Here is a 22112-nt window from a genome sequence, read left to right on the forward strand (position 1 = left end):
TATGGCCTATACTCTTAAACCTGAAGAAGTCGGCGTTTTTGCCATCGGTGGTCTGGGAGAAATCGGGAAAAACACTTACGGGATTGAATACCAAGACGAAATTATCATCGTCGATGCTGGGATTAAATTCCCAGAAGATGACTTGCTGGGTATCGACTACGTTATCCCTGACTACTCTTACATCGTGGACAATATCGACCGCGTCAAGGCTGTTTTGATTACACACGGACACGAGGACCACATCGGTGGGATTCCTTTCCTGCTCAAGCAAGCAAATGTCCCTATCTATGCTGGACCACTTGCCCTGGCTTTAATCCGTGGAAAACTTGAAGAACACGGTCTCTTGCGCAACGCCAAACTTTACGAAATCAACCACAATACTGAGTTGACCTTTAAAAATCTCAAGGCAACTTTCTTTAGAACCACTCACTCTATTCCAGAGCCTTTGGGAATTGTCATTCATACTCCTCAAGGAAAAATCGTTTGTACGGGTGACTTCAAGTTCGACTTCACTCCAGTTGGAGAACCGGCGGACTTGCACCGGATGGCAGCCCTTGGTGAAGAGGGTGTGCTCTGCCTCCTCTCTGACTCGACAAATGCAGAAGTGCCAACCTTTACCAACTCTGAAAAAGTCGTTGGTCAGTCCATCATGAAGATTATCCAAGGCATTGAAGGACGCATCATCTTTGCATCCTTTGCCTCAAATATCTTCCGTCTCCAGCAAGCAACGGATGCTGCTGTTAAGACTGGACGCAAGATTGCTGTCTTTGGTCGTTCTATGGAAAAGGCCATTGTCAATGGGATCGAGCTTGGCTACATCAAAGCTCCTAAGGGAACCTTTATCGAGCCAAATGAAATCAAAGACTATCCTGCAGGCGAGGTTCTTATCCTCTGTACAGGTAGTCAAGGGGAGCCGATGGCAGCCCTCTCTCGTATCGCTAATGGAACTCATCGTCAGGTGCAACTCCAACCCGGCGATACCGTTATCTTCTCTTCAAGTCCAATCCCTGGAAATACGACTAGCGTCAACAAGCTGATTAACATCATTTCAGAAGCTGGTGTCGAAGTTATCCACGGTAAAATCAACAATATCCACACCTCTGGACACGGTGGTCAGCAAGAGCAAAAACTCATGCTCCGCTTGATCAAGCCCAAATACTTCATGCCTGTCCATGGTGAATACCGTATGCAGAAAGTCCATGCTGGACTAGCGGTGGATACTGGTGTCGAGAAGGACAACATCTTTATCATGAGCAATGGTGATGTGCTTGCCCTTACTGCTAACTCTGCTCGTATCGCAGGCCATTTCAACGCCCAAGACATCTATGTCGATGGAAATCGTATCGGTGAAATCGGTGCAGCTGTCCTCAAAGACCGTCGTGATCTATCTGAAGACGGTGTCGTACTTGCAGTCGCAACTGTTGACTTCAAATCTAAAATGATCTTGTCTGGTCCAGACATCCTCAGCCGAGGCTTTGTCTACATGAGAGAATCTGGTGACTTGATTCGCCAAAGCCAGCGCATCCTCTTCAATGCTATTCGTATCGCATTGAAAAATAAGGACGCCAGCGTACAGTCTGTCAATGGTGCCATTGTCAATGCCATTCGTCCCTTCCTTTATGAAAATACAGAACGTGAACCGATTATCATTCCGATGATCCTCACACCAGATGAAGAATAAAGCAACAAAACAGCCCCGTCTTCGGAGCTGTTTTTCTATGCTTTCTTTTCTTGATTTTTAGAAATACTACGATTTTTACCTTCCAAATACACCATCAAAATAGAAATATCTGCTGGATTTACTCCCGAAATACGGCTGGCTTGACCGATGGTTTCTGGATTGATGAGTTTGAACTTCTGGCGAGCTTCTGTTGCGATAGAATCAATGTCATCCCAGTCGATATTGGCTGGAATGCGTTTTTCTTCCATCCGTTTCATCTTGGCAACCTGATCCATGGCTTTTGAAATATAGCCTTCGTACTTGATTTCTGTTTCAATCAATTCGATAATCTTGTCATCCAAGTCCTCAGCAGCTGGTCCGATGAAGGCCACCACATCTTGGTAAGAAACTTCTGGTCGACGGAGAAATTCTTTGGCTGTCACTGCATCTGTCAACGGCTTGAAGCCCATCTCCTCAACCTTGGCATTGGTCTCCTTGACTGGCTTGAGTTTGATACTGTCTAGGCGTTTCATCTCATTGTCAAACTGATTTTTCTTGATTTCAAAACGAGTCCAGCGTTCATCATCAACGAGACCAATTTCACGTCCCATCTCAGTCAATCGCATATCAGCATTATCATGACGGAGGATGAGACGGTATTCAGCACGACTGGTCAAGAGACGGTAAGGTTCAATGGTACCCTTTGTCACCAAGTCATCAATCATCACTCCGATATAGCCGTCACTGCGCTTCAAAATCAATTCAGGCTTGCCTTGGATTTTCAGAGCCGCATTGATACCAGCGATAATCCCTTGGCCAGCAGCTTCTTCGTATCCTGACGTTCCATTGGTCTGACCAGCAGTGAAAAGTCCTGAAATTTTCTTGGTCTCTAGAGTTGCGCGCAACTGATGAGGCAAGACCATGTCATACTCAATGGCATAACCAGTTCGCATCATTTCAGCATTTTCCAAACCTTTGATAGAATGAACCAGCTCACGCTGGACATCCTCAGGCAGACTGGTTGAAAGTCCTTGAACATAGACTTCTTCTGTATTGCGCCCTTCTGGCTCAAGGAAGAGTTGGTGACGTTCCTTATCCGCAAAGCGCACAATCTTGTCCTCAATCGACGGACAGTAACGAGGGCCCACTCCCTTAACCACACCTGTAAACATAGGCGCACGGTGGAGGTTGTTTTGGATAATCTCGTGACTGGTACCATTGGTGTAGGTCAACCAGCATGGAACTTGGTCTTTGACATAATCCTCATCACGTGAAGTGTATGAGAAGTGGTTTGGTGCTTCATCTCCTGGCTGAATTTCTGTCACATCGTAGTTGATAGAAGAAGCCTTGACACGTGGAGGTGTACCTGTCTTGAAACGACCAATTTCAAGCCCCAGTTCCTTGAGATTATCAGCTAGGTTGATTGAAGCTAGACTATGGTTTGGTCCTGACGAGTACTTGAGATCCCCGATGATGATTTCCCCACGGAGGGCTGTCCCTGTCGTCACGATAACAGCTTTGGCAGCATACTCTTGATGGGTCGCTGTACGAACACCAACAACCTTGCCATCTTCCACCAAAATCTCATCAATCATGGTTTGACGAAGGGTCAGATTCTCTTGATTTTCAACCGTCTTGCGCATCTCCTTAGAGTAAAGCTCCTTGTCAGCCTGCGCACGAAGGGCACGGACAGCTGGACCTTTCCCAGTGTTGAGCATCTTCATCTGGATATAAGTCTTGTCAATAGTTTTGGCCATCTCACCACCGAGGGCATCGACTTCACGCACGACAATTCCCTTGGCAGAACCGCCGATAGAAGGATTACAAGGCATGAAAGCCAGCATTTCAATGTTGATGGTCGCAAGCAAGACCTTGCAGCCCATACGGCTAGCAGCTAGAGATGCCTCCACCCCAGCGTGCCCCGCACCGATTACAATAATATCGTATTCTTCCGTAAAATTATAAGTCATTTTCTCTCCTATTCCTCAAGATGAATGTGTCTTAGTTGGCCGTCCCAATCTGGTAGGGCTGTTTTTAAAAATGCTGGAACTAGCTGGAAATCTTCTAACTCATCCAAGTCAATCCACTTACAAGGTTGCGTTCTCTCATCTTCTTGCATTGTCAAAGGTGCATCCTCAAGTAGATCAACCAGATAATGAAACTCGATGTTGTGATAGGAAACACCGTCTTGTTCAAAACGATTTTCAACTACGAAAGCTAGCTGTCCAGCTTGAGCTTTGACACCCAGTTCTTCCCTCACTTCACGGACTACCGCGTCTTCCGTTCTTTCATTGACTTGAATCGCACCGCCGATAGTGTAATACTTGCCCTTATCTTTGGTGACTAAGAGCTTGCCATTTTGGAGAATCAAGGCTGTCGCCCGAACACCAAAAACCGTATTTCCTGCTTTTGTCCGAAAGTCTTGCTGAGTCATTTTTATCCTTTCCCTTATACTCAATGAAAATCAAAAAGCAAACTAGGAAGCTAGCCGCAGGCTGTACTTGAGTACGGCAAGGTGAAGCTGACGTGGTTTGAATTTGATTTTCGAAGAGTATTAAACGACACAAAAACAGTCAAAACTCGTAAGAAGTGCAGGACAAAAAGACCTGCAACATCCATGAGCTTTGACCATCATTTCTATTGCTGTTATTATTGTAGCAGATTGAGAAAATTTGTCAATCTAAATGTACTGACAAACTTGTCCATCGCGGTAGGCGTTATCAATCAAGCCACCACCGAGACACTCATCACCATCATAAAAGACAACTGCCTGTCCTGGCGTAATAGCGCGTTGTGGCTCCGCAAAGATGACCTCTGCCTTGTCTCCTTTGACATGAACTGTCACCTTAGAGTCAGGCTGACGATAGCGGAATTTAGCCGTACATTCTAGAGTAAATTTCTCTGGCATATCACGAGTAAAGTGGACCTGACTGGCCTCTAGGCTGGTTGACATGAGCGAGTCATGATAGAATCCTTGGCCGACATAGAGGATATTCTTGCTGAGGTCTTTTCCAACAACAAACCACGGCGCATTGTCACCGCCGTGTTGACCACCGATACCCAGTCCACCACGCTGGCCAATTGTATAATACATAAGACCAGCATGCTCACCCATATCACGTCCATCCACAGTCATCATGCGACCTGGCTGAGCTGGTAGGTAGTTGCTGAGGAAGTTTTTAAAGTTCTTTTCCCCGATAAAGCAAATCCCTGTCGAGTCTTTCTTCTTAGCAGTCGCAAGACCTGCTTCTTCTGCTAGTTTTCGTACTTCAGGCTTTTCCAAATGCCCCAATGGGAACATGGTTTTTTGGAGTTGTTCTTGCGAAAGTTGGCTGAGGAAATAGGTCTGATCCTTGCCATTGTCCACGCCACGAAGCATGTGAACAGTGCCATCCTCATCACGCGCCACACGGGCATAGTGCCCAGTCGCCACATAGTCTGCCCCCAAGGTCATAGCATAGTCCAAAAAGGCCTTAAACTTGATTTCCTTGTTGCACATAACATCTGGATTTGGCGTGCGCCCTGCACGATATTCCGCTAGGAAATACTCAAAAACGCGGTCCCAGTACTCTTTTTCAAAATTGACAGAGTAATAAGGAATGCCGATCTGATCTGCCACCGCAGCCACATCCTTGTAATCTTCGGTCGCCGTACAGACGCCGTTTTCATCTGTGTCATCCCAGTTCTTCATGAAGATACCGATCACATCGTAGCCCTGCTCCTTGAGCAAAAGAGCCGTCACCGACGAATCAACACCACCACTCATCCCCACGACAACACGTGTTTTAGAGTTATCACTCATGGTAAGTCTCCCATCTATTCGTTTATTCACGATTGAAGGTCGTGTGTGCTTAACGATTGAAGGTCGCTTGAGCAGTATTCATTATAACATGCTTGGTTGCAGAAGACAAGAAAGAGGCTGATAAATCATCTCAGCCTCTCTTTCTTCCTTTGCAAACGAATTAATTTTCTCCTTTAAGTTCTTTCTTTGCTTGTTCTATCTGGTATTTCACTTGCTCAAAGCCGGTTCCTCCTAAGGAATTCCGTCTCTGAACAGCGGTTTCTGGGCGCAAGTAGATATAAATATCCTCTTCAATCAAGGGATGGTAGACTTGCAACTCCTCCAAATCCCAATCTTGGATATTTTTACTATGCTTGATAGAGTCTAGCACTAATCTTCCTACAACCTCATGAGCTTCTCTAAATGGCAAGCCTTTCTCTGCCAAATAATCTGCCAACTCAGTCGCATTCGAAAAATCATTATCTGTTGATTCTTGCATTTTTTCCTTGTTTACCTGCAAACTAGATAACATACCGGCCAATACATCAAGGGAATTTAAAATCGTTTCAACCGTATCAAACATTCCTTCCTTATCCTCTTGCAAATCCTTATTGTAAGCCAGAGGCAAGGACTTCATGACTGTCAACAGTCCAAGTAAGTTCCCGTAAACCCGTCCTGTCTTCCCTCGAATCAATTCGGCCATATCAGGATTTTTCTTTTGTGGCATAATAGAGGAACCAGTTGTAAATGTATCTGACAAGGTAATGAATTGGTACTCAAAACTACACCAATTGATCATTTCTTCACAAAAACGACTCATATGCATCATCAGTATGCTGGCATTGGATAGAAATTCTAAGATAAAATCGCGATCACTAACAGCATCCAAAGAATTTGTATATGGTTGCTTAAACTTCAACAAATCGCTAGACAATTGGCGATCAATAGGGAAAGTCGTCCCTGCCAAAGCTGCTGCACCCAGGGGAGATAGGTCCGTATGTTTTAGGTTAAATGCAAAGCGTTCGCTGTCCCTTTGAAACATATTGTAATAAGCCATGAGATGGTGGGCAAAACTAATCGGTTGGGCATGTTGCAAATGAGTATAACCTGGCATGATGGTTTCCACATGTTTTTCAGCCAAATCCAGCAAAACACTGTTCAGATTCGCCAACTTATCCAAGACATGCCCAAGTTGCTCCTTTAGATATAAGTGCATATCCGTTGCGACTTGGTCATTCCGAGAACGAGCTGTGTGTAGTTTCCCAGCCAGAGGACCGATTTTCTCTGTCAGCAACACTTCCATATTCATATGAATATCTTCATTTGCAATATCAAAATGAAGCTCTCCTGCCTCTAAATCTCGCAACAAAGCTTGCAGACCATCTTGGATCTGCTCTGCCTCTTCCAAGCTTAAAATGCCAGTCTGTCCTAGCATTTGAACATGAGCTAAGGAACCCATCAAATCAAATTTTGCCAGCTGGTGGTCAAAGGAAATACTCGCACCGAACTGTTCTACCCACTCTTCCACAGTGCCTTCAAATCGACCACCCCATAATTTTGTATTTTTCGGCATATCCTGTCGTCCCTTTCTATCGCGTCACTACTCAACATTTTTCTGAACTTCTGAATAAACCTTAGTCGGAAGCCCCCAAAGCTTGATAAATCCAACAGCCGCATCTTGGTCAAAAGTATCCGCACTAGTATAAGTCGCCAAATTTTCATCGTAAAGAGAATTTGGTGATTTCCGCGCCACTACCTGGGCGTTCCCCTTATAGAGTTTAACTTTTGCAGTTCCATTGACAACTTTCTGTGTCTCCTTGATATAGGCAATCAAAGCCTGAGTTGCTGGGCTAAACCACAAGGCATTATAGATGAGATTGGACAACTCATTTTCGATAATAGGTTTAAAATGAGCCACTTCTCTCCCAAGAGTCAAGTCTTCAATCTCCTTATGAGCTGCCAATAAAGTCACAGCACCTGGGCACTCATAAATCTCTCTTGACTTAATACCAACTAGGCGATTTTCCACGTGGTCAATACGACCAACACCGTGTTTGCCTGCAATTTCATTGAGCTTTTGAATCAAAGCCGCCACTTTCATCTTCTCACCATTGAGGGAGATGGGCACCCCGCAGCTAAACTCAATGTCAATAAATTCTGGACTGTCTGGTGCCTCTTCTGGCGAAGATGTGATTCCAAATGCTTCTTCTGGCGCTTGGTTCCAAGGGTTTTCCAAAACACCACATTCATTTGCGCGTCCCCAAAGATTTTGATCGACAGAGTAAGGATTGTCAAGGTCAGCAGGAACTGGAACACCGTTTTCTTTGGCATATTGGATTTCTTCTTCACGAGACCATTTCCACTCACGAACAGGCGCAACTACCTTTAGATTGGGATCCAAAGCTGCAATAGAGACTTCAAATCGAACTTGGTCGTTTCCCTTACCTGTACAACCATGGGCAATTGTGGTTGCCCCCGTCTGATGAGCTATTTCAACGAGTTTTTTTGAAATAAGAGGACGACTCAGAGCAGATACTAAGGGGTACTTTTGTTCATAGTAGGCATGAGCCTGAAGAGCCACTAAAACATAGTCATTAGCAAATTCTTCCTTAACATCAATGACATAAGACTCTACAGCCCCAACCTTGAGAGCTTTATCGTGGATGAACTCCAAATCTTTTCCCTCACCCACATCCATACAAACAGCGATCACATCATAGTCTTTTTTTAACCATGTAATAGCAACTGATGTATCCAATCCACCTGAATAGGCTAAAATGACTTTTTCCTTACTCATTTCTCTTCCTTCTTTCTATTTTTCGATAGAGGCTTTAAAAGCATCGTCAATCAATTTGTCCAACTCCCCAGAATCCTTCAACTTCTGGATGGTTTTGTCAACCACCTCTTTTAATTCTTTACTGTCTTTTTTCATCGCAACAGCGTAGGAATCTTCCTTGTCATTGTCAAAATCAAACTCAGCGATGGCTAGGTCTGGATTATTCTCTACAAATCCTTTCGCCACTGGTTCCTCAAAGATAACCGCATCTAGTTGCCCTGATTTCAAATCTGTTATCAAATTTCCATTTTTAGGAAGTGAAACGAGAGAAGAATCCTGCAAGGTTTCTTTAGCCAGAGTTTCCTGGATAGAACCTTTCTGCGCTCCAATCTTTTTCTGAGCCAAATCCTTGACTGATTGGTAATTCGTTAAGTCAGATTTTCTTACGATAACCTTATTTTTCGAAGTATAGTAGGGAATTGAAAAATCGTAAACTTGACTTCTCTCTTCCGTTTTAGAAACACCTGATATGGCAAGATCGGCCTTACCTGAATCAAGACTAGCCAGTACATTGTCAAAACTCATTGGAGAGAACTCCACTTCTACACCAAGTTCCTTTGCGATGGCTTTGGCTAGCTCAACATCTGAACCTACAATCTGATTTTTCCCATCAACCAATTTCTGGTATTCGAATGGAGCAAACTCTGGATTTAGGGCCACCACCAATTTTCCTTTAGCCTTAATGGCTTCAACACCTTGGTATTGAGTGTTACTACAAGCAAATAATAAGGGAAACATAAGCAAACCAAACATCGTCATCAACACCTTCTTCACTTTATTCATAGAAGAGCCTCCTTTTATTTTTATACTTTATTATTGTATAAATAATACTCTTCTCGTTCTCGTTTGTCAAGAAAAAACTGTATTTTATTTCATTTAAATCAAGAAAAAGCTTATTATATGATGTATTTTTACATATAATAAGCTTATTTATACTATTTTAGTTTTAAAACAATTTGAAGAATTTTGTCGAAATTATACAAATAGAGCATTGCTGAGAAGATCCTTACACTTTTTGTTATAGACAAACAAAAAAAGAGCCCTAAAGGACTCTTTTATTCTTAATACCAACCGTTGTTAAGCCAGAAGTTCTTGGCAGCTGTCCATGAACCGTAACGTCCTGCAACGTAGGCATCTGCTACACGTTCTTGGTTTTCAGCTGAGTAATCACCGTTCAAGTATGAATCTGTCAATTGGTAACGTCCGATGTAACGTCCGTTTGTAGCAGTGTAGCTACCACCTGATTCTTTTTGAGCGATCCATTCTTTAGCTTCTGCTTCAGAACCACTTACAGTAGAAGCTGCTGCAGTGTTGCTTTCTGCTGTTGGTGCTTCATAAGTTGTTGTTGCTGCTGGAGCTTCTTCAACTGTTTCTGTAGCTACTGGAGCTGTTTCTTCCGTTGTTGCTGCTGGAGCTGCAGTAGAAGCTGTCCCTTCGATGACCAAAACTTGGTCAACATAGATAAGGTGAATATCTTTAATGTTGTTTTTTGCTGCTAATTTTTCAGCAGTCGTGTTGTACTTCTCAGCAATTTCTGAAAGAGTATCACCTGATTTAACAGTGTAAGTTACAGTTTCTTGTGCAGAGGCAAGAGCTGGGGCAAAGAAAGCAAGCAAAGCTGCTACTCCTGCGATAGTTGTTTTGATTTTTTTAGTTGTTAATGACATATCTAAAAATTCTCCTTCTATTGAATATATCTATGATACCTTTTAAATGTTACTGTTGTTTAACGGTTATATGTAGAAATATTACAAAAATGTTTTATATTTACCGTTTTACGAAGGTTTTTGTCACAAAAGACCTTATTTTATACCATCTTTAATCATTTTGAAGTTTTGATAAGGGAAATAAGCGCAGAGGTTCATTCTTTGATATAATAGATATAAGAATCTTTGTAAGGGGAAACAGATGCAATCACTTCGTTTTCAATCTGTCTTTGATATTATCGGGCCTGTTATGATTGGCCCATCAAGTAGCCATACAGCTGGTGCCGTTCGTATCGGAAAAATCGTCTCTTCCATCTTTGACGATACGCCAACAGAGGTAGAATTCCAATTATTTAACTCATTTGCCAAGACCTACCGTGGTCATGGAACGGACCTTGCTCTCGTCGCTGGTATTTTGGGTATGGATACGGATGATCCCGACATCCCAAACAGTCTCGAGATTGCCCATAAACGGGGCATCAAGATTGTCTGGACCATTCAGAAAGACAGCAATGCTCCTCACCCTAACACCACTAAAATCACTGTAAAGAATGACCATAAGTCCATTAGTGTGACAGGGATTTCCATCGGTGGGGGAAATATTCAAGTTACGGAACTCAATGGTTTTGCCGTCTCTCTCAACATGAATACCCCGACCATCATCATCGTGCATCAAGATGTTCCAGGTATGATTGCCCATGTCACAGAAGCCCTCTCTCGTTTTGATATCAACATCGCTCAGATGAATGTGACTCGGGAAAAAGCTGGAGAAAAAGCCATTATGATTATCGAAGTCGATAGTCGAAGTTGCGAAGAGGCGATTGAAGAAATCCGAAAAATCCCTCATCTCCACAATGTCAATTTCTTTAAGTAGGAGGAAACATGTTTTATTCTATCAAAGAATTGGTCGAGCAGGCAGACCTAGACTTCCAAGGAAATGTCGCAGAACTCATGATTGCGACAGAATATGAACTGACTGGCCGATGCCGAGACGAAGTTCTCATCCTCATGGAACGCAATCTAGAAGTCATGAAAGCCTCTGTCGAGCTTGGCCTTAGTGAAAACAAATCCCGCAGTGGTCTAACGGGTGGAGATGCTGCCAAGCTAGATCGCCATCTCAAAAGTGGCAAGGCCTTGTCAGACTTTACCATCCTATCAGCAGCCCGAAATGCCATCGCGGTTAACGAACACAACGCTAAAATGGGCTTGGTCTGTGCCACTCCAACCGCAGGAAGTGCTGGTTGTTTGCCAGCCGTTCTTACTGCAGCTAGCCAAAAACTTGACCTCAGCCACAAAGAACAGCTCGATTTCCTCTTTGCAGCAGGCGCCTTTGGATTGGTTATCGCAAACAACGCTTCTATCTCAGGTGCTGAAGGTGGCTGCCAGGCCGAAGTCGGATCGGCCTCTGCCATGAGTGCCGCAGCCTTAACCTTGGCTGCAGGTGGAACTCCCTATCAGGCTAGCCAAGCCATCGCCTTTGTCATTAAAAATATGCTGGGTCTCATCTGCGATCCCGTCGCTGGTCTGGTTGAGGTTCCATGTGTCAAACGAAATGCCATGGGAGCCAGCTTTGCCTTTATCGCGGCTGATATGGCCTTGGCAGGTATCGAATCTAAAATCCCTGTCGATGAAGTTATCGATGCCATGTACCAAGTCGGATCCAGCCTCCCAACTGCCTTTCGTGAAACGGCTGAAGGTGGACTTGCAGCCACTCCGACTGGTCGTCGCCTACAAAAAGAAATCTTCGGAGAATAAGCTTATCTATATCTATTAGGAGAAATCATGTCCTCTATCTCAGCTATCTTTTTTGATCTAGACGGAACCCTGGTTGACAGCTCCATTGGGATCCACAATGCCTTCACCTATACCTTTGAACAACTAGGAGTTCCAAGCCCTGATGCCAAAACTATTTGTGGTTTTATGGGCCCGCCGCTTGAAAGTAGTTTTGCGACCTGCCTTCCAAAAGAACAAATCTCAGAAGCTGTTCAAATCTACCGCTCTTACTACAAGAAAAAAGGAATCCACGAAGCGCAGCTCTTCCCCCGAATGACGGAATTGCTTCAAGCACTTTCACAAAACTACCCTCTCTATATCACTACAACAAAGAATACTCCTACTGCTCATGATATGACTAAAAATCTGGGAATCCATCATTTCTTTGATGGCATTTACGGCTCTAGTCCTGAAACGCCACACAAGGCGGATGTCATCCGTTACGCCTTACAGACGCATCAACTCCCTGCAGACCAAGTCCTCATCATTGGGGACACCAAGTTTGATATGATTGGAGCCCAAGAAACTAGCATTAAAAAGTTCGCTGTTACTTGGGGATTTGGAGAAGAGGCTGATTTGCTCAGCTATCAACCTGACTGGATTGCCCGTACCATTGACGATATCATTAGGCAACTATAAATAATACAACGATTTGAAATTACAGAGTAAAAAGGCCAGGGTCCCGTACAAACAGAACCTTGGCCTTTTATTTATAATTAGTTAATTAGTCACCCTTACTCAGCATGGGTTGTCTCATTTGCAAAGGAAATAATTGCTTCTTTGAGCTCATCTCCACTGAGTGAACGGAATTCTTCAATCTTTTGATCGATGGCTTCTAGAGGCATGACGTTAACCTTACCAACGAAAATCTTATCCATGACTTGGTTATCAACCAATTCGGTCGAAACCAAGAGTTCTTCATAGAGTTTTTCACCTGGTCGGATACCGACCTCAACGATTGGAATTTCACTTTCCGTGTGCCCGCTTAGAAGGACCATTTTCTTAGCCAAGTCGTAGATCTTGACCGGTTTGCCCATATCAAGGATAAAGACTTCTCCGTCCTTGGCATAAGCGCCAGCATGGATGACCAGACGGCTAGCCTCTGGAATGGTCATGAAGTAACGTGTCATACGGAAGTCTGTCACCGTTACAGGACCACCTTCAGCAATCTGGCGTTCAAAAACAGGAATCACGCTACCACGGCTACCAAGAACATTCCCAAAACGAACTGCACAGTAGGTTGATTTGCTACGTTGGTTAAAGCCAGTGACAATCAACTCTGCCACGCGCTTAGTCGCCCCCATAACATTCGGCGGATTAACCGCCTTGTCAGTCGAAATCATGACCATCTTAGGTACTTTGGCCTCATCAACAGCCTTGGCAACATTGTAGGTCCCGAGGATATTGTTCTTGAAGGCTTCTTTTGGATTGCGCTCCATCATTGGAACATGTTTGTGGGCTGCAGCATGGTAGATGATAGCTGGTTTGTACTGTTCAAACACTTGTAAAAGACGATCATAATCCTGAATATCTGCAATGACAGGAACATAATCAATCCCTTGGAATTTACGAATCAACTCATGATAAATAAGGTAGATTGAATTTTCACCATGTCCAAGCAAGACGATACGCTCTGGGTTGAAGCGGCTAATCTGGCGACAAATTTCCGAACCAATCGAACCACCAGCTCCTGTCACCAAGATGGTCTTGCCTGTAATCTCAGTACCCAGACGTGATTCGTCAAGGCGAATTTCCTGACGGCCCAAAAGGTCCGTGATATCAATTTTTTGGAAACCACTACCCGATTGATGTAAACCTTGAACAACCGTCTCAACCTTAGGCATCTTGTAACATTTGACGCCTAGCTTATTACACATCTGCAAGATGCGTTCGTACTCTGATGGGTCAAGCGAAGGGATCGCTACGATAACACGCTCGATTTGGTGACGTTTAGCTAATTCAGGTAGATTATCATAAGAGCCCAAAACTGGGATTCCACCTAGTTTTTGTCCCTTTTTCTTTTCATCGTTATCCAAAATCCCCACTAGCTCAAGGTCGCTAGTTGGGTGTTGGTAGCTGTTCATAAAGAGGGCACCACCATCACCAGCACCAATCAAGAAGGTCCGACGGTGTTCTCCATCTCCACTACCTTTTTTACGTTTAGAATAAATCAACTGCCAAGTGATACGAGGAAGCAAGATAAGGAAGGTACTCAACAAAATGAAGAGTACGATGAAACGGATAGAAAACAATGGAAGGAAGGCATAGCAGATTCCATAAGAAAGAACACTGCTGAGCATCACTCCGAAAAAGATTTTCATGAAATCCGTAATCTTGCTATAACGACTGATACTAGCATTTAGCCCCCAAAACGCAATCATGATTTGATAGAGGAGGAAGGCTAAAAGAGTGTAGATCACGTAATCCACAGGCGCAGGATTTATAAGGCCATAAAACAAGATATAAGATACGATGATGGAAACCACCATACTCAGAATATCGAATATCCCCCAAAACACTTGTTTTTGCTGTTTATTTAAAATTTCAACCAGATCAATCACATAATCTGTTAGTTTTTTATTCATAGGAATTTACTCCCCCTTAAAAGAGTCAGATGATACTGTTGTTATGATAACCTGAATCATTCAGTCTATCGGGGCTTACTTTCTCTTTCTTAAAAGTTTGACGAAGATAAACTGACGTACAAAGCCTGGACAAAGTGCAACAATTGCCTGAATGGCTACACTTTTAGCATATTCCATGTAAGAAATTTGCCCTCGCTCAAGCATCCTTTGGCGAGCCTGACGATAGAGTTTAAGGTAACGCGAGCCACCCCGACGCTCAAACATCCCTGCACCGACACGAACCTTACACAAGATTTGATCTAGGTTCCCAGTCTTGGCACCTGCAGCAATCATATTGAGCCAAAGGAGGTCATCCTCCATGTAAAGGCCATCTTCGTAGTTGCCAGCCTTGAGGACCATGTCCTTTTTAAACATGACTGTCATATGGTTAAAGGCGCTTCTCATTCTCTGATAAGCCACAATGTCTGCATGCTGAGTTGGAACACGACGATAAGACACAATCTCATCTGGATTGTCAATGAACTCTGCGATATGCCCACCTAAGAGGTCGAGATCTTCTTTCTCCATTAGCTGAAGCTGTTTCTCAAAACGATCCGGAACGGCTAAATCATCCGTATCCATGCGGGCAATAATGTCATACTGGCACTGTAAAACACCGTATCGAAGAGCCAAGCCTAAACCTTGGTTTTGTTCTAAGGGGCACCGTTTCACTGGAATGTCTGACTGAGCTTCCACTTCTTCTAGCACCTGATAGAGTTCGGGTGTGAGCGGCCCGTCCTCAACAAGAACAAGTTCACTCGGTTTCAAGGTCTGGTTTTGAACACTTTTGATAGCATCTCTTAAAAACGTCGGATTTTCCTTTACATAGACCGACATCAAGACGCTGATTTTTTGCTTTTCAGGCACAGTTTTTCTCCAATGTATAGATTTCCTTCCACTATTTTATCACAAATTCTCCTAGTTTCCTATTTTTATATCAAATCAAGGAAAATTCTAGTAAAGAAATCTGTCTCTTTTCACTTTATTTTCACTTCCATTGATTGAACTGTCTTGGCTGTCATTACTTGACATTATAAGGAAAAAACCTTAAAATAAGCTGTTATTAAAATCATCTTATCGAGGTTTTTATGAAAAAACAATCACTCTTTTTTGTTCTAGGAATTGTCTTAATCGGGACTGTTTTACGATCTCCTTTTACTGCTCTTCCAACTATTTTAGGAGATATTGCTCAGGGACTAGGAGTGGAGGTTAGCTCTCTTGGGATTTTAACCAGTCTCCCTCTCTTGATGTTTGCTCTTTTCTCTGCTTTTGCAAGCCGCTTGGCACAAAAAATCGGGTTGGAACATCTCTTTACATACTGTCTCCTCCTCTTAACTGTTGGCTCTGTCATTCGGATTTTCAATCTTCCCCTTCTCTATCTAGGGACCCTAATTGTGGGAGCAAGCATTGCGATCTTCAATGTACTGCTCCCAAGTATGATCCAGGCAAATCAGCCTCAAAAGATTAGTTTCCTAACAACGCTCTATGTCACTGCCATGGGGATTTCGACAGCCATCGCTTCTTATCTTTCGGTCCCTATCACCCAAGCTAGTTCTTGGAAGGGACTCATCCTCGTTCTCAGCTTTCTCTGTCTGGTCACTCTGCTAGTCTGGTTGCCAAATCATCGCCACAACCACCACCTAGAAAGCCAAAAAGAAAAGCAAGTCAAAGAAAATATTCTAAAAAGTAAAGATGTCTGGGCTATCATTATCTTTGGCGGGCTTCAGTCCTTGCTCTTTTATACAAGTATGACCTGGTTGCCAACTATGGCTATTAGTGCTGGTCTTTCTAATAGCGATGCGGCTCTTCTAGCTTCTATCTTCTCGCTGATCAGCATTCCTTTTTCCATGACCATCCCAAGTCTGACGACTCGTCTATCTGATTGCCACCGTCGAATCATGCTGGCAATCATCTCTATCGCTGGTATGATGGGAATTGCCATGCTCTTGTACCCAAGCAACAACTTCCTCTACTGGCTAGTCGCTCACCTCTTAATTGGAACGGCCTGTAGTGCTCTCTTTCCTTATCTCATGGTTTGCTTCTCACTTAAGACCAGCTCGCCTGAAAAGACTGCGCAACTCTCAGGCCTGGCGCAAACAGGGGGCTACATCTTGGCGGCCTTTGGTCCTACCTTGTTTGGTTATAGCTTTGACCTTTTCCAATCTTGGATTCCAGCTGTCCTTGCCCTTCTAGCCATCGATATCATCATGACCATCTCACTCTTTATGGTGGATCGGGTTGATAAAATTCTTTAAACTTCTAGTTTTTACTAGGAGTTTTTTTATATATAAAATTTTTACACATATTTCTTGACAGGACTTTCAACTTGAGATACAATATATTTGAAAAGAGTATATATAAAATTTTTATATAATATAAAGGAGGTTTTCCATGTACTTCCCAACATCCTCTGCCTTGATTGAGTTTCTCATCTTGGCTGTACTGGAGCAGGGGGATTCTTATGGTTATGAGATTAGCCAAACCATTAAACTCATCGCCAATATCAAAGAATCTACGCTCTATCCCATTCTCAAAAAATTGGAAGCCAGTGGCTTTCTGACCACCTACTCTAGAGAGTTTCAGGGGCGTATGCGCAAATACTACTCCTTGACCAATCGGGGCGTAGAGCAGCTCGTTACTCTAAAGGAAGAGTGGACGCTCTATACCGACACCGTCAACGGCATCATAGAAGGGAGTATCCGCCATGACAAGAACTGACTATCTGACTCAGTTAGAAACCTATCTCCATAAACTGCCTGAAGCTGACCGCATCGAAGCTATGGACTACTTTAAGGAACTATTTGACGATGCTGGCCCAGAGGGTGAAGAGGAACTCATTGCCAGTCTAGGAACACCAAAAGAAGCTGCCCATGATGTCCTCTCTGATCTTCTCGATAAAAAAGTCAATGAAGCCCCTGCTCAAAAGAATGACCGCCAACTGCTACACATTGCCCTCCTGGCCCTGCTAGTAGCTCCTATCGGAATTCCGGTCGGAATTGGCATCCTCATGGCCATCATCGGTATTTTTATCGCGGCTGCCTCCGTCATTCTAGCCTTCTTTACCGTCTCTGTGACGGGTATCCTGCTAGGTGGACTCTTTATCGTAGAGAGCTTTAGCGTCCTAGTCGAAGCCAAATCTGCCTTTATCTTGATTTTTGGGGCCGGTTTACTTTCTATCGGTGCTTCTTCTCTTGTTCTACTGGGTATCTCCTATGTAGCTCGTTTCTTTGGCCTCTTAATCGTCCGCTTGGTGCAATGGATTCTTAAAAAAGGAAAGAGAGGTGATAGACATGCGTAAATTGACAAAAGGATTTCTCATTTTTGGTGTGGTTTCTACAATCCTTGGTTTTATCATGATCATTGTAGGCGCCCAGTCCAATGGTATTCAAAGTTTGCTTGCCATGTCAAAAGACCCCGTCTATGACAATCGTATCGAAGAAGTGACCTTTGGAAATGAAGTGGAAAAACTTGATTTAGCCCTTGAGGAACATAGCCTAACCATCACAGAGTCTGTAGATGACAAGATCCACATCACCTATCATCCTTCCGTGTCTGGTCGTCACGATCTGACTACTGGCATGAGTGACAAAACACTGAGCGTCACTGACAAACAAGCCTCCCAACATCGTTTTCTCGGTTCAGGAATCGAAGGCTTACTTCGTATTGCCAGCAGTTATTCTAACCGTTTTGACGAAGTCATTCTCTCCCTCCCCAAAGGAAGGAGGCTCCAAGCTATCACCGTCTCAGCCAATCGTGGACAAACCACTATTCGTCAAGCCAACCTTGAAAATGCGACAATCAAAACAAAAGGCTACCTCTTAAGACTAACAGAAAGCTCTATCAAGAATAGTACACTAACGACACCTCATATCATCAATATCTTTAAAACAGAACTGACAGATAGCCAGGTCAAGACGGAGGGAGGACACATCTATGCTGAAAATATTCAGGTTCACGGCAAGGTAGAACTAGACTCTCACAATGACTTAACACTCTTTCTTTCTAAGACAGAATTCGATCGTATCAATCTAGATCTTTCTTCTCAACATGGTGGTATCTATCATAAACCCAAAGAAGAACATCGTGGACAAAAAGAGAATGAACTTGCCAACCCATACAAGACAGACAAAGCAGATGTCAAGGACCTGCTCATTGCAAAAGCCAACCAGGATATCTACCTACCTAAAGAAGAGTACTCTTCTCCATCTAGAAACCATTGACAAAAACGCTTTCATCTGCTAATCTAAAAATAGAAAACGACCATAAAAAAGGAGGTTCCACCATGACACAAGAATGGTTTGAAAGTGCCGATCTTGAGAAGAAATCACCTCAGACAAAATCAGAAATCCAGCCCAACGAGCCTGAGACTTCAGAAACTGTGGAGACCGAACTACAAGTAAGCCAAGAAACTCCTATCTCACCTAAAGAGTCGGAAACGCATGAGGAGGAAGCTCCCGAAACGATAGAAGAAGCCCAAACCGAGGAAGAGGGAGAAGGGAAAGCTGAAGAGGAGCACAAGCAAGAAAACCCTGCAAAAGAGAAAAGTAACCTCAGCAAGGCTTTAGATAGTCCCTATATCCCAGACATTGACCCTCGTAAAACTGCCCGGTTCAAAGAAGAAATCGCACTATTTTGGACTTGGTTGCTGGACGCTATCCAAGAACCAACTGCCAGCAAGAATACGGACCAAAAGCATCGTTACAGTGTCTTTGGCCTGCTCACTTTACTATCCTCGATTAGCCTTTTCTTTAGTATCTATCATATCAAGCACCTCTACTACGGCTATATGGCCTCTATTGCCAATAGTTTACCTAACCAGCTCCCTCCTTTAGATCTCTTTGCTGGGCTTTCTATCTTGGTCGCTAGCGCTCTATTTTACTTTTCTATCATTTTGGGAGGCTTTACTGTCCGACGTGTGCTGGACCAGGAGAGCGACTTCACATTCCAAGAAGCTTGCGATCGTTACAGCCGGCTCTTTGCTATACCACTTGTCCTAACAGCTCTAGCAAGTTTCTTTGCACTTTTTGGTGGCTTACGATTTGCTGGCATCCTCACTCTTCTAAGCATGACCATCTTTGCCCTTGGAAATCTCTTTGTGATTAGCAAGCCAAGTAAGACCAGTAGCCTTGACCCATTTTATCGTTTCTTACTAGCTGTCTTACTTGATGCTGCTATTCTCTTACCCTTCTTCATTGCAGAGTTGGCGCTAACAGTGGACTACCTTCGCATCCTGACCTTCTTTTAACCAAAATCCCTGCCATTTGTTAATGACAGGGATTTTTATTCTTACTCTTTTTTGGACAAGGTCTACTCGATGCTTGCCAATCCTTCAAAATCTTTTCCCAAAATGGCTTGTACTTCCAATTGATTGGCATCTAGTTGGTGGTAAAATTCTGTTGGTAGTGACTCTAGGAATCTTGCATAGTCCAAGCGAGCGATGGTTTCATAGTCTTCTGCTTTGGACCCATCACCAGAAATCTTCACTAGGTCAATCTCCCAAACAAGCTCCTTGCCTGCTAGCTGCTCGGTATAGGGTGCTGGTACAAAGGGCTCCTTAGGTAAAATCGTCTTGACTCCCTGGGCTAGGTGGTAGATACCGTGCACCTTGCCTTGAGCATCCGGGTAAAATTTCACACTGGCAAGGTAGGCATCAGAGCCTTGAACCTTCTTGACTAGCTCTTCAAAACGTGCCAATCCGTCCTCAGCCAAAAAGCTCTCGAGGTAGTCCTTGTTGAGATAAATAGGAGACAAGAGTCCTTGGCAATATACTAAACGAACCGCCTTATCCGCTAGATAATGCTGGATCGTTTGTCGGAAATAAGCTTCAAAGTCAAAGTCTTCTAGCCCTTCTACCACTTGCCCCAACTTGCTCGATAGGGCTTGGAGGAGAGCTTCTACAATCTCCCAGTCCGCTCTGGTAAGAAAGTCTGGAATCACCACTTGATAGCCTTTTCGACTATCCGCATAGTTCACTTTGAAAAGAAATTGCGACTGGCCTACAATCCCACACTCCATGTACTCGAGACGATTGAGGGGCTGGCGGAGATAGACTGCATCATAACTGTGCGACTCCAAGCCCTCCACCAAGGCCAAGATGGACTTGGCAGTCAAGACCTCCTGTTGTCCTAGAATGCTTTCTTTATTTGGGATAAAAAATGTTTTCGCCATAACTGGCCTCCTTTGAAATCGTTTACACATAGTATACCCTATTTTCCTGAAAGATACAGAAACAAATTTTAGATTTTTAGATAAAAAGCATAGAAAAACAGCCCTAAAGGCTGTTTGATGTTATACAGTAGCGACTTGATCCAAGCTTTCACCGATAGCTGCTAGGCGCTCCACCACTTCTGCTTGTGTCAATTCATTTTCTGAAACGTAGCGGTTGCGTGGGTGAACACGACACTCGTGTGAGCATCCACGAAGGTATTTGTCTTCATTTTCTTCTGATGTTAGGATACGACGGTTACAGAAGGGATTTCCACAGTTGACATAACGTTCACATGGTGTTCCATCAAACCAGTCTTTCCCTACGATGGTTGGGTTAACATGGTTGACATCGACTGCGATACGCTCGTCAAAGACGTACATTTTCCCATCCCAAAGCTCACCTTGAACTTCTGGGTCTTTACCGTAAGTTGCGATTCCTCCGTGCAATTGGCCAACATCTTTGTAGCCTTCACGAACCATCCAACCTGAGAATTTCTCACAACGAACGCCACCTGTACAGTAAACCACGACACGCTTGTCCATGAATTTTTCCTTGTTGTCACGAACCCATTGTGGTAACTCACGGAAGTTGCGGATGTCTGGGCGGATAGCTCCACGGAAATGTCCTAGGTCGTACTCATAATCGTTACGTGTGTCAAGGACAACGGTATCTTCGTCAAGAAGGGCTTCTTTGAACTCTTTTGGAGACAAGTAAGCACCTGTTGTTTCAAGTGGGTTGATGTCGTTGTCAAAGTCGTTGTCTTCCAAACCAAGGTGGACAATTTCTTTCTTGTAGCGAACAAACATCTTCTTGAAGGCTTGTTCATTTTCTTCGTCAATCTTGAACCAGAGGTCTTCCATGCATGGGAGACTGTGAACGTAGTCCATGTATTTTTGAGTTGTTTCGTAGTCACCTGAAACAGTTCCGTTAATTCCCTCGTCAGCGACTAGGATACGGCCTTTAAGGCCGATTGATTTACAGAAAGCCAAGTGGTCTGCAGCAAATTGCTCTGCATTTTCAATTGGAGTATAAAGGTAGTAAAGTAAGACACGAATATCTTTTGCCATAAGATTTGTTCTCTTTTCTATTCTTAAATTTTCAGAATTTTTCATTCAACTATACTAGTATACCCACTTGGGAAAACGAATGCAATTTATTTGACCGGAAATTGTAGAAAGAGTCCTACCCCTGCACTTCATCAGTAACCATACCGAATAACAGATAATTCTCTCAATTTTTTGATTTGCTTAGCTTGACTTTCTGACAAATCCAGCTTATTGTCAATCAACACACGTGAGATGTCAACGTTCATTTGGCTCAGAATAAATGGAGTAGAGGTTCCATCGTCCTTTAATCGTTTTTTATAAATCACTAACTGATTTTTCAGGGGAGCAAGTTGAGGCGCAGCCTTTATATCTTCCAATAGATGATCAATGATGGTCATGGCTTCACAACGCCTTTCGCTTCCTCCAGCAAACCATTTTAATGGTGTCATTCTCATTTTCCTCCTGAAATTCGCTTATA

Annotated in this window: 21 protein-coding genes; 9 read left to right on the forward strand and 12 right to left on the reverse strand. The window is 43.6% G+C overall.

Translation table 11 applies throughout. The features are described 5' to 3' along the window. Nucleotide 1: 1 nt before the first annotated feature. Complete coding sequence (gene rnjA, locus I2H52_RS07180; protein ID WP_000331970.1) at nucleotides 2–1681, forward strand: ribonuclease J1; 1680 nt, start codon at nucleotides 2–4, stop codon at nucleotides 1679–1681. A gap of 35 nt (nucleotides 1682–1716) precedes the next feature. Here the strand turns inward: rnjA and mnmG are convergent, their stop codons facing one another. The 7 genes from mnmG to I2H52_RS07215 form a co-directional block, all read right to left on the reverse strand. After that, nucleotides 1717–3630: a tRNA uridine-5-carboxymethylaminomethyl(34) synthesis enzyme MnmG gene (gene mnmG, locus I2H52_RS07185; protein ID WP_045617855.1), complete on the reverse strand. Its 1914-nt coding sequence runs from the start codon at nucleotides 3628–3630 to the stop codon at nucleotides 1717–1719. 8 nt (nucleotides 3631–3638) lie between these two features. Then, complete coding sequence (locus I2H52_RS07190) at nucleotides 3639–4094, reverse strand: NUDIX hydrolase (protein ID WP_045617856.1); 456 nt, start codon at nucleotides 4092–4094, stop codon at nucleotides 3639–3641. Nucleotides 4095–4340: 246 nt separating this feature from the next. Continuing rightward, on the reverse strand, nucleotides 4341–5462 hold the full coding sequence (mnmA, locus tag I2H52_RS07195; protein WP_045617857.1) for a tRNA 2-thiouridine(34) synthase MnmA: 1122 nt from the start codon (nucleotides 5460–5462) through the stop codon (nucleotides 4341–4343). 160 nt (nucleotides 5463–5622) lie between these two features. Then, the gene (argH, locus tag I2H52_RS07200; RefSeq protein WP_195594854.1) at nucleotides 5623–7014 is read right to left on the reverse strand and encodes an argininosuccinate lyase; all 1392 of its coding nucleotides are present in this window, start codon (nucleotides 7012–7014) and stop codon (nucleotides 5623–5625) included. Nucleotides 7015–7041: 27 nt separating this feature from the next. After that, nucleotides 7042–8238, reverse strand: a complete 1197-nt coding sequence (locus tag I2H52_RS07205; protein ID WP_195594856.1) for an argininosuccinate synthase — start codon at nucleotides 8236–8238, stop codon at nucleotides 7042–7044. A gap of 15 nt (nucleotides 8239–8253) precedes the next feature. After that, nucleotides 8254–9060, reverse strand: a complete 807-nt coding sequence (locus tag I2H52_RS07210) for an ABC transporter substrate-binding protein (RefSeq protein ID WP_001045258.1) — start codon at nucleotides 9058–9060, stop codon at nucleotides 8254–8256. A 278-nt stretch (nucleotides 9061–9338) separates the two neighbouring features. Next, nucleotides 9339–9944, reverse strand: coding sequence for a LysM peptidoglycan-binding domain-containing protein (locus I2H52_RS07215; protein WP_195594858.1), 606 nt, complete (start codon nucleotides 9942–9944; stop codon nucleotides 9339–9341). A 241-nt stretch (nucleotides 9945–10185) separates the two neighbouring features. On the opposite strand from I2H52_RS07215, the gene sdaAB reads away from it, so the two are divergent. Genes sdaAB through I2H52_RS07230 form a run of 3 tightly spaced genes read left to right on the forward strand, consistent with a single transcriptional unit; the run spans nucleotide 10186 to nucleotide 12395 of the window. After that, nucleotides 10186–10857: an L-serine ammonia-lyase, iron-sulfur-dependent subunit beta gene (gene sdaAB, locus I2H52_RS07220; RefSeq protein WP_084853151.1), complete on the forward strand. Its 672-nt coding sequence runs from the start codon at nucleotides 10186–10188 to the stop codon at nucleotides 10855–10857. An 8-nt stretch (nucleotides 10858–10865) separates the two neighbouring features. Continuing rightward, nucleotides 10866–11738: an L-serine ammonia-lyase, iron-sulfur-dependent, subunit alpha gene (gene sdaAA, locus I2H52_RS07225; protein WP_045617862.1), complete on the forward strand. Its 873-nt coding sequence runs from the start codon at nucleotides 10866–10868 to the stop codon at nucleotides 11736–11738. 27 nt (nucleotides 11739–11765) lie between these two features. Next, entirely contained in the window at nucleotides 11766–12395 is a 630-nt protein-coding gene (locus tag I2H52_RS07230; protein WP_195594860.1) for an HAD hydrolase-like protein, read from the forward strand. A gap of 95 nt (nucleotides 12396–12490) precedes the next feature. Here I2H52_RS07230 and I2H52_RS07235 read toward each other — a convergent pair whose 3' ends face one another. Continuing rightward, nucleotides 12491–14341: a nucleoside-diphosphate sugar epimerase/dehydratase gene (locus I2H52_RS07235; protein WP_195594862.1), complete on the reverse strand. Its 1851-nt coding sequence runs from the start codon at nucleotides 14339–14341 to the stop codon at nucleotides 12491–12493. A gap of 75 nt (nucleotides 14342–14416) precedes the next feature. Then, the gene (locus I2H52_RS07240) at nucleotides 14417–15247 is read right to left on the reverse strand and encodes a glycosyltransferase (protein WP_042903044.1); all 831 of its coding nucleotides are present in this window, start codon (nucleotides 15245–15247) and stop codon (nucleotides 14417–14419) included. 221 nt (nucleotides 15248–15468) lie between these two features. On the opposite strand from I2H52_RS07240, the gene I2H52_RS07245 reads away from it, so the two are divergent. The 5 genes from I2H52_RS07245 to I2H52_RS07265 all read left to right on the forward strand — a co-directional run bounded on the left by I2H52_RS07245 (nucleotide 15469) and on the right by I2H52_RS07265 (nucleotide 19625). Continuing rightward, the gene (locus I2H52_RS07245) at nucleotides 15469–16635 is read left to right on the forward strand and encodes a CynX/NimT family MFS transporter (protein ID WP_195594864.1); all 1167 of its coding nucleotides are present in this window, start codon (nucleotides 15469–15471) and stop codon (nucleotides 16633–16635) included. A 136-nt stretch (nucleotides 16636–16771) separates the two neighbouring features. Continuing rightward, nucleotides 16772–17098 carry a PadR family transcriptional regulator gene (locus I2H52_RS07250; protein WP_000273860.1) on the forward strand — a complete coding sequence of 109 codons (327 nt, stop codon included), beginning with the start codon at nucleotides 16772–16774 and terminating at the stop codon, nucleotides 17096–17098. Beyond that, nucleotides 17085–17678 carry a DUF1700 domain-containing protein gene (locus I2H52_RS07255; RefSeq protein WP_045617874.1) on the forward strand — a complete coding sequence of 198 codons (594 nt, stop codon included), beginning with the start codon at nucleotides 17085–17087 and terminating at the stop codon, nucleotides 17676–17678. Before I2H52_RS07250 ends, I2H52_RS07255 begins: the two co-directional genes overlap by 14 nt. Then, on the forward strand, nucleotides 17671–18600 hold the full coding sequence (locus I2H52_RS07260) for a DUF4097 family beta strand repeat-containing protein (RefSeq protein WP_195594866.1): 930 nt from the start codon (nucleotides 17671–17673) through the stop codon (nucleotides 18598–18600). The genes I2H52_RS07255 and I2H52_RS07260 overlap by 8 nt, the downstream gene beginning before the upstream one ends. A gap of 62 nt (nucleotides 18601–18662) precedes the next feature. Then, nucleotides 18663–19625: a DUF6574 domain-containing protein gene (locus I2H52_RS07265; RefSeq protein WP_000191328.1), complete on the forward strand. Its 963-nt coding sequence runs from the start codon at nucleotides 18663–18665 to the stop codon at nucleotides 19623–19625. A gap of 62 nt (nucleotides 19626–19687) precedes the next feature. Here I2H52_RS07265 and I2H52_RS07270 read toward each other — a convergent pair whose 3' ends face one another. From I2H52_RS07270 to I2H52_RS07280, 3 genes are all read right to left on the reverse strand, one after another. Beyond that, nucleotides 19688–20548 (reverse strand): DUF4299 family protein, encoded by an 861-nt coding sequence (locus I2H52_RS07270; protein ID WP_049501076.1) that lies wholly within the window; start codon nucleotides 20546–20548, stop codon nucleotides 19688–19690. 120 nt (nucleotides 20549–20668) lie between these two features. After that, nucleotides 20669–21655: a rhodanese-related sulfurtransferase gene (locus I2H52_RS07275; protein WP_195594868.1), complete on the reverse strand. Its 987-nt coding sequence runs from the start codon at nucleotides 21653–21655 to the stop codon at nucleotides 20669–20671. Nucleotides 21656–21786: 131 nt separating this feature from the next. Continuing rightward, nucleotides 21787–22083, reverse strand: a complete 297-nt coding sequence (locus tag I2H52_RS07280; RefSeq protein ID WP_000188102.1) for a bacteriocin immunity protein — start codon at nucleotides 22081–22083, stop codon at nucleotides 21787–21789. Between the last annotated feature and the right edge of the window lie 29 nt (nucleotides 22084–22112).

The organism is Streptococcus oralis, from assembly GCF_015561235.1.
Taxonomy (GTDB): Bacteria; Bacillota; Bacilli; order Lactobacillales; family Streptococcaceae; genus Streptococcus; species Streptococcus oralis_BK.

Bases quoted from the DNA above. Each gene is read 5' to 3' on its own strand.
- rnjA (WP_000331970.1), top strand. From the start codon at position 2: ATGGCCTATACTCTTAAACCTGAAGAAGTCGGCGTTTTTGCCATCGGT.
- mnmG (WP_045617855.1), bottom strand. From the start codon at position 3,630: ATGACTTATAATTTTACGGAAGAATACGATATTATTGTAATCGGTGCG.
- I2H52_RS07190 (WP_045617856.1), bottom strand. From the start codon at position 4,094: ATGACTCAGCAAGACTTTCGGACAAAAGCAGGAAATACGGTTTTTGGT.
- mnmA (WP_045617857.1), bottom strand. From the start codon at position 5,462: ATGAGTGATAACTCTAAAACACGTGTTGTCGTGGGGATGAGTGGTGGT.
- argH (WP_195594854.1), bottom strand. From the start codon at position 7,014: ATGCCGAAAAATACAAAATTATGGGGTGGTCGATTTGAAGGCACTGTG.
- I2H52_RS07205 (WP_195594856.1), bottom strand. From the start codon at position 8,238: ATGAGTAAGGAAAAAGTCATTTTAGCCTATTCAGGTGGATTGGATACA.
- I2H52_RS07210 (WP_001045258.1), bottom strand. From the start codon at position 9,060: ATGAATAAAGTGAAGAAGGTGTTGATGACGATGTTTGGTTTGCTTATG.
- I2H52_RS07215 (WP_195594858.1), bottom strand. From the start codon at position 9,944: ATGTCATTAACAACTAAAAAAATCAAAACAACTATCGCAGGAGTAGCA.
- sdaAB (WP_084853151.1), top strand. From the start codon at position 10,186: ATGCAATCACTTCGTTTTCAATCTGTCTTTGATATTATCGGGCCTGTT.
- sdaAA (WP_045617862.1), top strand. From the start codon at position 10,866: ATGTTTTATTCTATCAAAGAATTGGTCGAGCAGGCAGACCTAGACTTC.
- I2H52_RS07230 (WP_195594860.1), top strand. From the start codon at position 11,766: ATGTCCTCTATCTCAGCTATCTTTTTTGATCTAGACGGAACCCTGGTT.
- I2H52_RS07235 (WP_195594862.1), bottom strand. From the start codon at position 14,341: ATGAATAAAAAACTAACAGATTATGTGATTGATCTGGTTGAAATTTTA.
- I2H52_RS07245 (WP_195594864.1), top strand. From the start codon at position 15,469: ATGAAAAAACAATCACTCTTTTTTGTTCTAGGAATTGTCTTAATCGGG.
- I2H52_RS07250 (WP_000273860.1), top strand. From the start codon at position 16,772: ATGTACTTCCCAACATCCTCTGCCTTGATTGAGTTTCTCATCTTGGCT.
- I2H52_RS07255 (WP_045617874.1), top strand. From the start codon at position 17,085: ATGACAAGAACTGACTATCTGACTCAGTTAGAAACCTATCTCCATAAA.
- I2H52_RS07260 (WP_195594866.1), top strand. From the start codon at position 17,671: ATGCGTAAATTGACAAAAGGATTTCTCATTTTTGGTGTGGTTTCTACA.
- I2H52_RS07265 (WP_000191328.1), top strand. From the start codon at position 18,663: ATGACACAAGAATGGTTTGAAAGTGCCGATCTTGAGAAGAAATCACCT.
- I2H52_RS07270 (WP_049501076.1), bottom strand. From the start codon at position 20,548: ATGGCGAAAACATTTTTTATCCCAAATAAAGAAAGCATTCTAGGACAA.
- I2H52_RS07275 (WP_195594868.1), bottom strand. From the start codon at position 21,655: ATGGCAAAAGATATTCGTGTCTTACTTTACTACCTTTATACTCCAATT.
- I2H52_RS07280 (WP_000188102.1), bottom strand. From the start codon at position 22,083: ATGACACCATTAAAATGGTTTGCTGGAGGAAGCGAAAGGCGTTGTGAA.